We start from the raw sequence: 12,697 nt of genomic DNA, 5'->3' as shown, positions 1-12,697 counted from the left end.
GGCCATGACGACCTCCGGTATATGCAATCGCACTCGCTGCGCATTTCACCGCCGCAGCACCGCGATCGTCCGATTGGCAAAGCTCAGCCGCTCGGCCATGACCGACACGAAATAGGTCAGCAGCTTGTGGCTGAGCTCGGGGTCTTCGTCCTTGATCGCGTCGAACTGGTGCGTGTTCAGCACGTAGAGCACGCTTGCGACTTCCGCCTGAATGGTCGCGCTGCGCGGCGTGTGCGCCACGAGGCCCATTTCGCCGATCGTGGTGTAGCGGCCGAGGCTGCGCACGCGCGTGGTGCGGTCGTCGTCGGCCGGGACCATGATGCCGACGCGACCGTCGAGGATGAAGTGCATGGAATCGGCGGCATCGCCGGCCTGCACGATGACCTCGCCGGCCTCGACCTCGAGGCGCTGGCAGCGGCGGATCAGCTCGTCGGCGTCGTCCTCGCTGTCGAGAATCCCCGTGAACCAGTCCTTCAAGCTGGCTTCTTCTTGCGCCAAGCCCTGATGCTGCGAGATGATCTCGTTCTCGCACCACTCCAGCGCATGATCGAGCTCGGGAATGAGGGCGACGCCTTCGCCGATGAAGTCGCTGGACCGCAGCACCTTCTCGGCGGCGGCCGACAGATGTACCAGGATCAGCTCGACGCCGAGATCCGCCGCGCTGCGCTTGATCTGAGCAAAGCTGTAGGCCGCTGAGGAATCGACGCCGGTCACGAGCTTGAAGTCGAACAGCAGATAGCGGCACTCCGGGCGCTCCTGCAGCAGGCGCTTGACGTGCTGATAGAGCCGGTTGGCGGAGCCGAAGAACAGATAGCTCTGCAGGTTCAGGCCCTGGATCTTGCCGCCATGGGCCAGCAGCACCTCCTGGTCGTCGCGCGAGCGGTCGAGCGAAGAACGATATTCGGAGCCGTCGAAACTGTACTTGATCGACTCCACCCGCGCCGCGCTGAACGCGAAGGTCGCGCAGCCGATGATCACGCCGATCAGGATGCCCGGCACGAAACCCCAGGTCACGATGATCGCGATGATGGCGATCAGCGACAGATATTCGAGCTTGGAGAGCCGCTTGCGCGACTCGATGATCCATTTATGGAGCTGGTCGGCACCGAGATAGAGCAGGAGGCCGCCGAGCACGAATTTCGGCATGAAGCCGAGCAGCTCCGGCGCGACGGCGAGCATCAAAAGCGACATCGCCGCGACGGTCAGCCCGGAGAGGCGCCCGCGCCCGCCGCTGCTGAAATTGAGGATCGAACGGCTCACCGAAATGCAGCCGGCATAGCCGCCGAGCGCGCCGGTCAGGATGTTGGCCGCGCCCGTGACGTTCAGCTCGCGCTCCAGGTTGGCCTCGCGATGCACGGCGACCTCGATCCCCGTGGTGTTGAACAGCGTGCTCGACGCCGTGACGAAGATGACGGCGACGAGGTTGCCGAGCAGGTCCGGCACGGCGTGCCAGGGATAGTGGACGAAACCGTCGGTGTGCCAGGGCAACATGAACGACGCCGGCGGTGGCGGTTGGAAAGTCCAGCCCAGGCTCCGTGCTTCGTCCGGCGAGATGCCGGCGATCCAGAACGCCATGTGCGCCGTGAGCATGCCGCCGACCAGGATGATCGGCAGCCCGAAAGGGCTGCGCGAGCGATGCCAGGTCAGGTACAGCACTAGCGCCATCCCGCAGGCCGCGCCCAGCTCCGACAGCGTGATCCCGCTGGTGAAGCGCAGCAGCGTGGAAAATTGCACGGGATGGTCAGTGATCACCCGGATCGCGCCCATGACGATCAGAAGCCCGGTGGCGCCGAGGAAGCCGCCGACCACGGGATAAGGCACGTAGCGGATCGCCCGGCCCATCCGGGTCAGTCCCAATCCGCACAGGGTGACGCCGGTCAGAATGGTCGACAGGCCGAGCGTGATCAGGACGGACGAGAGCAATGACGTCGGCAGGTTCGCCGCCTCGATGCGCTCGACCAGCGAGGCGGCGAGGATTCCCGTCACGGCCGCGGTCGAGCTGTCAGGCGCGGCGACCGCGAAGGGCAGCGAGCTTCCGAATGCGACGACGGCCGCAAGCATGGCGGAGCTGATGAAGGTCGCGGCAATCCCGTAGGACAAATAGGCCGACAGCGGGCCTGCAAAGATCAGCAGCGCGTAGGAGAGCCCGAAGGTGACGGTCAGGACGCTCGCGGCGCTGCCGCCCAGGATATCATTCAGCGCACGTTTGAGGGTTGGGCTGGAGCGCGGGACCGGACTGTAGGTAATTGCTGGATCTGTCACGCCTTTGTGCGCCCCTGAAAATTCCCGTCCGAGACGTAGACGAGTCGGAGGCTAGCGCAACAGGATTCTTCTGATTGTGAAATGTCCGACAATTTCTGGCAAAATCGTTCGCGTCATTTGTCCTGGCCGGAGGCCTCGGCGCCGCCGACCGGACGCCCCGGTGAGGATGAGATCCATGGCATGTGAATGGCCAATCATACCCGGCAGGCGGAGGGTGCCGAGATCGATCAGCGGCCCGCCGAATCGGCGGCAGAATATGCCGAAGGTCGCGTCCTCCGCGACCACGCGCATGTCGGTGGGAGGGGCGCATCGGCCTTTCCCCGTCATTGCGAGCGCAGCGAAGCAATCCAGGTTGTCCCCGCGGAGGGATTCTGGATTGCTTCGCTGCGCTCGCAATGACGGAGCGAGAGGCAACGACTGATTAAATCTTCAGCTCCGTCCCCGTCACGCGCCGATACGCTTCCAGATACCGTTTGCTGGTCGCGTCCACCACGCTTGCCGGCAGCGGCGGGGGCGGGGCGTCGCCGTTCCAGCGCCCGGCGTGGCGCTCGATGTCGAGATAGTCGCGCAAGGGCTGCTTGTCGAAGCTCGCCTGCGGCTGGCCGGGCTTGTAGGCATCGACGGCCCAGAAGCGCGAGGAATCCGGTGTCATCACCTCGTCGATCAGGATGATGCGCCCGTCCTTGTCGCGGCCGAACTCGAACTTGGTGTCGGCGATGATGATGCCCTGCTCACGCGCTCGCTCCTCGCCGAGCGTGTAGACCGCGCGCGTCATGTTCTCGAGCGTGTAGGCGACCTCGTCGCCGACGACCTCGCGCATCCGCGCGATGGTGATGTTCTCGTCGTGGCCGGTCTCGGCCTTGGTCGCCGGGCTGAAGATCGCAGGCTCGAGCTTCTCGCTCTCGGCGAGGCCGGCCTTCAGCTTCTCACCCGCGAGCGTGCCGCTTGCAGCATATTCCTTCCAGGCCGAGCCGGAGAGATAGCCGCGGATCACGCATTCGATCGGAAAGACGGTGGCGCGGCGGGACAGCATGGCGCGGCCATGGATGTCGGCACGGTGTGGCCCCAAGGCCGGCACGGCGGCGATGATCTCGTCGGTGTCGGCGCTGATCATGTGATGCGGCACCACGCCTTCGAGCTGTCTGAACCAGAACGCGCTCACTTGCGTCAGCACCGCGCCCTTCATCGGGATGGTCTCGCCCATCACGACGTCGAAGGCGCTGATGCGGTCGGTGGTGACGAGCAGCAGGCGGTCGTCGTCGACGGCATAGATATCGCGCACCTTGCCGCGTCCGATCTTGGACAGGGGCAGGTCGCTGGAGAGCATGGTGGTCATCGGCAAGGCTTTCGGAGACAGGGCTTTCGGAGACAAGGCCTTCGGGCAGGAAATCCAGCCGCGCCGGACAGCGCGGCCGGAAGCGGGGATAGCCTATTCCGGCAGCGGAATGAACTCATGTTCCTGCGGAACCGCCGCGAAGCGGCCGGTTTTCCAATCCTGCTTGGCCTGCTCGATCCGCTCCTTGCTGGAGGAGACGAAATTCCACCAGATGTGGCGCGGCCCTTCCAGCGCATCGCCACCCAGGAACATCATCCGCGTGGCCTTGAGCGCCTTCACGGTGATGCGATCGCCGGGGCGGAAGATCAGGAGCCGCGGCCCCTCATAGCGCTCGTTGGCGATCTCGACCTCGCCGTCGACGAGGTAGATCGCGCGCTCCTCATGGTCGGGGTCGAGCGGCACGCTCGCGCCCGCAACCGCCGTAACCTCGGTGTAGAACCAGGGTGAGACCATCGACACCGGCGAGGCGATGCCGAAGGACGAGCCCGCGATCACCCGCGCGGTGAAATCGCGCTCCGAGATCATCGGCAGGTCGCCGGCGGCGTAGTGCTGGAACGACGGCGCGATCTCCTCGGATCCCGCCGGCAACGCGATCCAGCTCTGCAGGCCCAGCATCTTCTGGCCCGATGCGCGCTGCGTATCCGGCGTGCGCTCGGAATGTGCGATGCCGCGCCCGGCGGTCATCAAATTCATCGCGCCGGGCTGGATCTCCTGGACGTTGCCCTCGCTGTCGCGGTGCATGATTGCGCCGTCGAACAGATAGGTGACGGTGGCGAGCCCGACATGCGGATGCGGCCGCACGTCCATGCCCTTGCCGGAGACGAACTGCACCGGGCCGAAATGGTCGAAGAAGATGAAGGGCCCGACCATCTGCCGCTTGCCATGCGGCAGCGCGCGCCGCACCTCGAATCCGTCGCCGAGATCGCGGGTACGCGGCACGATGACGAGGTCGAGCGCATCGCATGTCTTGGGATCGCCAAGCACGGGGTCGTTGTCGGGCATCCAGCTCATGGTGGACTCCTGCTTCTTGCTGATATGATTGTAGCAGAACAACGTTGGGAACGGGAGGAGACAGATGATTCCGCCGCTCAAGCCTGGCGCCAGGCTGCTGGAGGTCACGGGCCCAAGAATCGAGACGGAGCGTCTGATCCTGCGGCCATGGTGCGCAAGTGATATTGCGCCGAATGCCAAGATGTTGACCGATCCGGGTACGGCCCGCTTCATCGCAGCGGACGGCAAGCCGGTCGCGACCGAGATCGCCGGCTGGCGCAACGCGGCGGTTATCTCGGGACACTGGGCTCTCCATGGCTTCGGCATGTTCGTGGTCGAGGAAAAGTCGAGCGGCGCCTATATCGGCCGGGTCGGTCCGTGGTGCCCGCCGGGTTGGCCCGGTTTCGAGGTCGGCTGGGGCATTGCCAAGGAATTCCGCGGAAAAGGCTATGCCTTGGAGGCGGCCCGTGCATCGATCGATTGGGTGTTCGACAGCTTTGAGGTCGACGAGATCATGCACTGTATCGAAAGCGTGAATGCGCCGTCGCAAGCTGTTGCCCGCAGCCTCGGGGCGCGAAAGGATCGCGAGATCGATCTGTTCGGCAAGCCTGCCGACGCCTGGATCACCTCGCGCGCCTTGTGGCTCCGGCAAAATTGAATCGGTCTTTGATCTAACTTAAGTTCGAGGCATGGGCGCGGCTGCGCAATCGGGTCGACTGGATGTTGCTGACCAATCTCGAACTCGCCTTTCGCGCCGGCGCCGTGGCGGTGCTGCTGGTGCTGACGGCGTCGCTGTTCTCCGGCTTCAGGAGCGTGCTGGCGGGGCGGCTTGCGATTGCCTTCGCGCTCGGCTCGGCGGCGCACGCGGCGAGCTATTCAATCGGCGCGCCGGCGCTGGTGTCTGCCTGGCACGCGCCGCTGATCGCGCTGTCGACCGGCAATGTCGCGGTGTTCTGGCTTTTCACGCGCGCGCTGTTCGATGACGATTTTCGCTTGCATTGGTGGCATGGCGCGGTCTGGGCGCTCGTTTCGGCCTTCAGCTTCGTCAGTTGCCTCTGGATCGCGCCAAGCGGAAACCTGCGGCTCGCCGTCGTCGCGACCAATCTGATCTCGCTCGGCTTCATCGCGCTGGCGGTGATGCAAACCATCACGTCGTGGTCGGCGGACCTCGTCGAGCGGCGACGCCGCCTCCGCGTCTTCATCGTCGTGGCCGCCGCACTCTATGGCGGGCTGAACGCGTTGCTCCAGGTCTTCGTTGGTGGGAGCGGCGCGGGCGACATTGCCAACACGATCAACGCCGGCGTGCTCGCCTTGGTCGTCGCCGCGATCGCTTGCGCGATGATGCGCGTCGACGGTGCTGACCTGTTTCCGGCGCCTGCCGAGCCCGCGCCGGCGATCGTGCCGAGCCAACCCGTCGCGGCCGAGGACGCTGCCGACCAGAAGCTGATCGATGCCTTGATGCGGCTGATGTCGGACGAACGGATCTACCGCCAGGAACACATCACCATCGGTGCGCTCGCGGGCCGGCTCAAGATCCCCGAATACCGGCTGCGCCGCTTGATCAACCAGCGGCTCGGCTATCGCAACTTCAATGTGTTCCTGAACAACCACCGGATCGAAGAGGCCATGGCCGCGCTCGCCGATCCCGCCCAGGCCGAGGTGCCCGTCATCACCATCGCCATGGACGCCGGCTTCCAATCGCTCGGTCCCTTCAACCGCGCCTTCAAGGCGGTCGCGGGTGTGACGCCGACGGAATACCGGCGGCTGAAGACCAGCGTGGCCTAGTTTCTAGTCTATTGTAATATCGAGATAATTTCAAAATCGGCCAGCCCGCACGCATCTTCAGCAGGCCAACTTCCAAATCCGGCGAGCCATCGTCCGTGCGCTCCGGCTTTCTCCCGCCATACCTGCACAAGCCGGAGAACCGCCGTTGACCCGCCGCCGCAAGTTCATCCTCCTCATCACCACCATCGCCTGCGCCGGCCTCGCGCTCGGCGCAGCGCGCGCTCGCGACGTGCCGAAGGTCGCCACCGGCTTCGCCGCCGACATCCTCTGCGCCGAGACGTTCGTCTCCGGCTTCGATCCCCGGCGCACGTTCACTGAAACCACCGATGCGATGCCCGGCACCGGCCTGATCACCTGGGCGATGAACTACCAGGTCGACCGCGTGCGCAAGGATGTCACGGTGACGCTGTTCGGCATCGGCCGCAGCCATGCCGTCTATCGCGAGGGCCTCGGCTGCACGCTCGAGCACGGCGCTGGGATCGTCGACGTCGAGTTGCCGCCCGATGACAAGCAGCCCGCACTGCTGCCCGAGATCGCCGGACCTTCGATCGTGCCGCCGCAAAGCGAGGGGCTAGCCGTCGCGATCGACCGCGCCTTCACCGAGCCCGCGCAGCCGCCATATCGCCGGACACGTGCGGTGGTCGTCATGAAGAACGGCCGCATCATCGCCGAGCGCTATGCGGACGGCGTTGGACCGGAGACGCCTCTGCTCGGCTTCTCCATGACGAAATCGGTGACCTCGGCCCTGACCGGAATCCTGGTGCGGCAGGGCATGCTGAAGCTCGACGGGCCTGCACCGATTGCCGCGTGGAAGAATCCGGAAGATCCGCGCCACGCCATTACCGTCGACCAGCTCTTGCGCCACACCGCCGGCCTTGCGCTTGGCAGCTCGCTCCAGGCTTCGCTCGGCTCCGCGTTCGAGCCCGTCAATCGCATGAAGTTCATGGAAGCCGACATGGCCGCCTATGCCGAGAGCATGCCGCTGGCATCAGCGCCGGGCGCGGCCTGGAACTATCACGACGGCAACACGCTGATCCTCTCGCAACTGATCCGCAACGCGGTCGGCGGCAATCCGGCCGATGTGCTTGCCTTCGCGCGCCGCGAATTGTTCGCGCCGCTCGGCATGCGCCATGTCACGCTTGAGCTCGACGGCGCCGGCACGGCGGAGGGTTCGAGCGAAATGCTGGCATCCGCGCGCGACTGGGCGCGCTTCGGCCAGCTCTATCTCAACGACGGCGTCGCCGGCGGCAGGCGTATCCTGCCCGAGGGTTGGGTGAGCTACTCCGCGTCGGCCACGCCGAACGCGTGGGTCGGCATCGGCGCCGGCTTCTGGACCAATCAGGGCGACAGTTTTGGCGCGACCTACCGCATCGAGCACGGCTGGCCGCGCGATGCCTTCTTCGCCAAGGGCACGATCGGCCAGTACACGATCGTGATCCCGTCGGAGCGGCTGGGGATCGTGCGGTTAGGTCGCTCGCCGAACTGGCCGCCGGATGCGGATGGTGTGTTCGATTTGGTTCGCGACGTGGTCGCGGCGACGCGTGAGAAGGGGAAAGTGGCGGGGGTGAATTGACTTCACCTCTCCCCGTAAGAACGGGGAGAGGGAGAAGAAAGAGCTATTGCCTTCCCAGCTCCGTCGCTTTCGCCACGCGGTCGAACCGCTCCAGCGACAGGATCGCGTCCGCAAACTTCTCCGCCCGCGCGTTCAGCACGGGGCGCGCCAGCGTCAGGAATTTCTGCTGCATCGCCTGCGCATCAGGGAAGGAGGTCGGCTCGCCCGACGGATCGGCATAGAGCCGTTCATGCACGCCGTCGTCGGTGGTGATGCTGACGCGCGCGCCGAAGGGGTGGGTGCGGCCGATCTCGAGCCGGTCATCCTGCACCACGTCGAACTTGTCCGCGAGCTTGTCGATGGCGGCATCGCCGAGGCGGTTATAGTCGTCCCAGCCGAAGCTGCCCTGATCGAGCGCGAGCGCGCCGGTGAAGAACATCGAGAACTGGCCGCCGACGATCGACGTCGGATGCCGCTTGGTTGCGGCGTCGCCCGTCAGCGTGATGCCGTTGCGGTGCAGCCCGATCTCGACGCGCTTGACCTGGTCGGGCGTCAGATTGTGCTCGCGCCGCATCGCGATCAGCGCGTCGATGGCGGCATGGGTGTAGCGGCAGCTCGGATACGGTTTTACGCCGATCTTCATCGTCTCATAGGTCTTGCCGAGCTCGGCGACTGCTTTGTCGGGATGCGCGTCGTCGGTGTAGCCGGCGAGCAGGCCGTGCTTGCCTTCGACCGATTCCGTTGCGCCGACGAAATCGTTGCGCGCCAGCGTCGCGGCGATCACGCCGTTCATCGCGGCGGCGCCGACCTGGTAGCGCTTGTTCCAGGCGCCGTTGACCAAAAATTGCAGCGAGCCCGCGGCCTGGCTGCCGGCGACGCCGAAGGCGGCGATGATCTGCTTCTCGGAGAGACCGAACAGTTTTGCTGCTGCCGCGGCCGCGCCGTAGGTACCCGCCGTCGCGGTCGGGTGGAAGCCGCGCGCATAGTGCGAGGTCGGGTCGAGCGCATTGCCGAGCCGGCAGCAGACTTCATATCCGGCGACGATCGCGGTCAGCACGTCGCGCCCCGACGCGCCGACCATCTCGCCGACGGCGAACGCCGCCGGCACCACCGGCGCACTCGGATGCAGCGAGGAATCCGCATGGGTGTCGTCGAAGTCGAGGGAATGGCCGAGCGCGCCGTTGAGCAGCGCTGCGACCGCGGGCGTCCAGGTCTTGGCATCGCCGAACACGGTGGACTCGCCCTTGGTGTCCAGCGCGAGCGCCTCCAGCATCTTCAGGAGTGACGGGGTCGATTCCGCTTCGCTGCGTGCGCGGATTGCGCTGCCGAGGAAATCCAGCGTCAGCACTTTTGCGCGATCCAGCACTTCCGCCGGAATATCAGGGTATTTCAGGTTGGCGACATAAGCGGCGAGCGTTGCGGTTTCCTGGGCCATCGTGTTTCCTCGTTTTGGCCGGCAAGTTAGGCGGGCTGATTTTGCCTTTCAAGCGGCCTTGCGGCCGCGGGCATCAGCTATGCTTTTGGTCGGTTACGAGGATTTGGACCGGGATTTTTGACGATGACACTCGCAAAACAGGTGTTCGACCAGATCCGGTCGCGAAGGACGCAACTGGGGCTGGCGGTCCGGGTCACGGTGGCGGCGACCGTCGCCTACGTGGTCGCGACCGCGCTGCATTTGTTGCTGCCGCTCTGGGCAGTCCTGACCTCGCTGATCGTCACCCAGATGAGCGTCGGCCGCTCGCTGAAGGCGACGCGCGACTACATGCTCGGCACGATAGGCGGCGCCATCTATGGCGGCGCCATTGCGGTGTCGCTGCCCTATTCCAGCGAAGCCGGGCTGCTCGGGCTTCTGGTGCTGTCGGTTGCCCCGCTCGCCTTCATCGCCGCGATCAATCCGAGTCTGAGCGCTGCCACGGTGACGGCGGTGATCGTGCTGCTGGTTCCCACCATGCATCATTCCGATCCCATGACCTCGGCGATCGATCGCGTCAGCGAGGTCGCGGTCGGCGCGATCACCGGGCTGCTGGTCTCCTTCCTGGTGCTGCCCTCGCGCGCGGTGCGGCAGATCCGCGCCAGCGCGGCCACGCTGCTCGAGCTGATCGCGGACGCCTTCACCGAACTGCTCGCAGGTCTCACGCGCGGCCGCGACAACGACGCGCTGCACCGGATCCAGGACGGCATCGGCACCGCGATGGTGGGCCTCAATGCCATCGGCGCCGAGGCCGAGCGCGAGCGCGCGGCACGCCTGTCGAGCGGACCCGACACCGGCCCTCTGCTGCGAACCGTCCTGCGGCTGCGCCATGACGTCGTGATGATCGGCCGCGCCACGGTGGTGCCGCTGCCGGCCGAGGTGCAGACGCGGCTCGCCGGGCCGCTGACGGAGGTCTCGACCGTGATCGCGCGCTTTCTGCGCTCGGCGGCGAGCGCCTTGCGCGAGGGCGCCGGCGCGCCGCCGATCCATCCCGTGCACCTCGCGCTCCAGCACTATGCCGAGGCGGTCGCGGCCGTGCGCCAGGACGGTCTGATCCGTGGCCAGCCCAGCGACACTGCGGAGCGCTTCTTCGCGCTCGGCTTCTCGCTGGAGCAGATGCACCAGAATCTCTGCGATCTCGACCGCGTCGTCGGTGAATGGTCGGAGGCCGCGGCGGACCAGCCGGTGCGGGTTGCGAAGTGACCCAGGGAGTGCACGATCAAACGTCGGCTTCCGACAGCAAAGCGGAAGTCGCCCGGCCTGGCCGTGACCGGCGGCATATGACCCATGCCGGAACTCGGCCTGAAGATCAGAAGTGAGGCGAAGAGAACGCGACGGCCGGCTTGTGAAGCCACGTTCAATGCTCGAAGCAGAAAGTGATTTGCTGAGCTATTCTTGTCGGGTCGCAGGAGTACGCAATGTCGAAAGCAATTGCTGTCTTGGGCTCCGCTCTGTTCTTCGTCATTGCGCCGTTGGTGCTGGCAGGCTTCATCCCCTGGTGGGCCACGCAGTGGGAATTTCGGCCAGCTTTTTTCGGCGTCGATCTAACCCGCATCCTCGGCGGTATATTGATCATCGTCGGAGTGCCCGGACTTGTGGATTCATTTGCCCGTTTTGCGCTGGAGGGGCTGGGGACGCCCGCTCCGGTCGCGCCGACGCAAAAGCTCGTAGTGACTGGCCTTTATCGCTACGTGCGAAATCCGATCTACATCGCGGTCGTCGCAGTCATTTTTGGTCAGGCCCTTTTGTTTGGTGACTGGCGTCTCCTCTGGTACGGCGCGCTACTCTGGCTGTTTTTTCATCTCTTTGTGGTGATGTACGAAGAACCGACGCTCAAGGAAACATTCGGCACGGAGTACGAGAGCTTTCGGACTAATGTGCCGCGGTGGATTCCGCGGTTGACGCCATGGCGAGCCGCATAAAGGAATCGCTGCAAGCAGCTCGATGCCGGCTGCAACAAACAGTGCGAGACGGCGAAGCGTAGCAAGCACGCCTAGCGGCCTCGCCCCGGAGGGCCGACTACCTTAGCCGCCAAGGTCGAAATAACGCATGGGCCGGGCAACTGCTTCGCACGCCGTGTCTTTCCGATCCCGGAGGAAGACCGGCCGTCTGCGCCTGCGCATTATGAGGACCGAATCTGGCCCAGGGGCGACATGCATCAATGTTAGCTTGAACGTGACTTTCGAGAGCGAAGCGGACTTGGCAATTTCGTGAGTGTACGCCCCTACCGCCGCATCAAGCCCTTGCCCTGCATGCGCCAGAGCAGGAGATCGATGCGGTCCTGGCCGAAGAAGGGCTCCTTCTCGAACGTGAAGGTCGGCACGCCCCAATGGCCCGACGCGGCGTGGTCCTTCTCGTTGTCGGCGACCACCTGCTCGTAGCGATCCGGATCGCTGCTGATCGCCGCGTCCATCGCGGCGAGATCGAATCCGGCCTTTTCGGCGGCGCGCGCGAGATGGTCGCCTTCGTTCCATCCCGTGACCGAGCCGTCCCACAGCACCCGCGCGATCGCGGCGGTGAATGCGAGCGCGCGGCCTTCGAGCTGCGCCATCGCACCCAACCGGGTCAGGCGATAGATGTAGGGCTGCTCGGCTGCGACCTCCAGCGTCGTCATGTCCTGCACGATCGGATCGGGCCGCGGAAAGCGGAAGGGGATTTTCTCGTGCTCGGCGACGCGGCGGGAGTCCAGCACGATATAGCGCGCGAATTGCGGATTGGCCTTCTTGAAGAAGCCGGGCACGCGAACCGCGAGCGGATAGACCGGACGCAGATTGACCGCGAGATCGTAGTCCTCGACGAGCTTGAGCGTCTTGGGTAGCGCCAGATAGCTGTACGGGCTGCGGAAGGAGAAGAAGAGGTCGACCGCAAGTGTCATCGCGCCGGCTCCATGATCCGTCCCATCATGCCGCGGACCACGAGCTTGTGGAACGGCATGATCAGGGAGAGGTAGGTCCGTCCGAGCAGATTATGCGTCCGCACCAGCGTGGTCGAGGTGACCTCGCGGCTTGTTGCTTCGCCAGCCAATTCAACCACGATGCGGAAGTCGAGGTGATAATCGTTGAAGCCCGCGACCAGCCGCTCCGGCGTTTCGCTGACCACCGGAAACAGGCCGATCAGGCCGTGCGGTGCCGGCGCGCCTTCGCCCGATGTCTTCAGCCCGAACGGGCTCACCAGGATGTTGCGCAGGCGCACGAGTGCATCGACCCAGCGCGGTCCGTGCAGCACCATCCGGACGCAGGCCTCGCGGGCATCGATGGGGCTCGCGCCGATCTCGACGCGGTACGCGTCGATGAACTGCGCG

The 12,697-nt window shown here is 65.3% G+C and carries 11 protein-coding genes; 5 read left to right on the top strand and 6 right to left on the bottom strand.

What is annotated here, in order from left to right; all coding sequences use genetic code 11:
• Positions 1-45: 45 nt before the first annotated feature.
• From AXW67_RS33655 to AXW67_RS33640, 3 genes are all read right to left on the bottom strand, one after another.
• Complete coding sequence (locus AXW67_RS33655) at positions 46-2,262, bottom strand: SLC26A/SulP transporter family protein (protein ID WP_027550008.1); 2,217 nt, start codon at positions 2,260-2,262, stop codon at positions 46-48.
• 421 nt (positions 2,263-2,683) lie between these two features.
• Entirely contained in the window at positions 2,684-3,598 is a 915-nt protein-coding gene (locus tag AXW67_RS33645) for a phosphoribosylaminoimidazolesuccinocarboxamide synthase (protein WP_063681394.1), read from the bottom strand.
• Between the two features lie 93 nt (positions 3,599-3,691).
• A complete protein-coding gene (locus tag AXW67_RS33640; RefSeq protein WP_063681556.1) occupies positions 3,692-4,609 on the bottom strand; it encodes a pirin family protein in 918 nt (305 codons plus the stop codon).
• 64 nt (positions 4,610-4,673) lie between these two features.
• Here AXW67_RS33640 and AXW67_RS33635 point away from each other — a divergent pair, with 64 nt between their 5' ends.
• From AXW67_RS33635 to AXW67_RS33625, 3 genes are all read left to right on the top strand, one after another.
• A complete protein-coding gene (locus tag AXW67_RS33635) occupies positions 4,674-5,246 on the top strand; it encodes a GNAT family N-acetyltransferase (protein ID WP_063681393.1) in 573 nt (190 codons plus the stop codon).
• A 62-nt stretch (positions 5,247-5,308) separates the two neighbouring features.
• Positions 5,309-6,373, top strand: coding sequence for a helix-turn-helix domain-containing protein (locus AXW67_RS33630; protein ID WP_063681392.1), 1,065 nt, complete (start codon positions 5,309-5,311; stop codon positions 6,371-6,373).
• Positions 6,374-6,518: 145 nt separating this feature from the next.
• The gene (locus tag AXW67_RS33625) at positions 6,519-7,946 is read left to right on the top strand and encodes a serine hydrolase domain-containing protein (protein WP_063681391.1); all 1,428 of its coding nucleotides are present in this window, start codon (positions 6,519-6,521) and stop codon (positions 7,944-7,946) included.
• Positions 7,947-7,989: 43 nt separating this feature from the next.
• On the opposite strand, the gene AXW67_RS33620 is transcribed toward AXW67_RS33625, so the two are convergent.
• Positions 7,990-9,360 (bottom strand): MmgE/PrpD family protein, encoded by a 1,371-nt coding sequence (locus AXW67_RS33620; protein WP_027550002.1) that lies wholly within the window; start codon positions 9,358-9,360, stop codon positions 7,990-7,992.
• Positions 9,361-9,483: 123 nt separating this feature from the next.
• Here AXW67_RS33620 and AXW67_RS33615 point away from each other — a divergent pair, with 123 nt between their 5' ends.
• Entirely contained in the window at positions 9,484-10,599 is a 1,116-nt protein-coding gene (locus AXW67_RS33615; protein WP_063681390.1) for an FUSC family protein, read from the top strand.
• 215 nt (positions 10,600-10,814) lie between these two features.
• Positions 10,815-11,318: a methyltransferase family protein gene (locus tag AXW67_RS33610; protein ID WP_063681389.1), complete on the top strand. Its 504-nt coding sequence runs from the start codon at positions 10,815-10,817 to the stop codon at positions 11,316-11,318.
• A 302-nt stretch (positions 11,319-11,620) separates the two neighbouring features.
• On the opposite strand, the gene AXW67_RS33605 is transcribed toward AXW67_RS33610, so the two are convergent.
• Both AXW67_RS33605 and AXW67_RS33600 read right to left on the bottom strand, forming a co-directional pair.
• Complete coding sequence (locus tag AXW67_RS33605) at positions 11,621-12,271, bottom strand: 2-hydroxychromene-2-carboxylate isomerase (protein WP_063681388.1); 651 nt, start codon at positions 12,269-12,271, stop codon at positions 11,621-11,623.
• Positions 12,268-12,697, bottom strand: a 430-nt coding sequence (locus AXW67_RS33600; protein ID WP_063681555.1) for a DUF2867 domain-containing protein, incomplete at its 5' end; no start/stop codon positions are given. The genes AXW67_RS33600 and AXW67_RS33605, both read right to left, overlap by 4 nt.

The sequence above is a fragment of the Bradyrhizobium neotropicale genome, from assembly GCF_001641695.1.
GTDB classification, from domain to species: Bacteria; Pseudomonadota; Alphaproteobacteria; order Rhizobiales; family Xanthobacteraceae; genus Bradyrhizobium; species Bradyrhizobium neotropicale.
The sequence above is the reverse complement of the archived record's forward strand: the minus strand, read 5'-3'. Positions and strand labels throughout refer to the sequence as shown.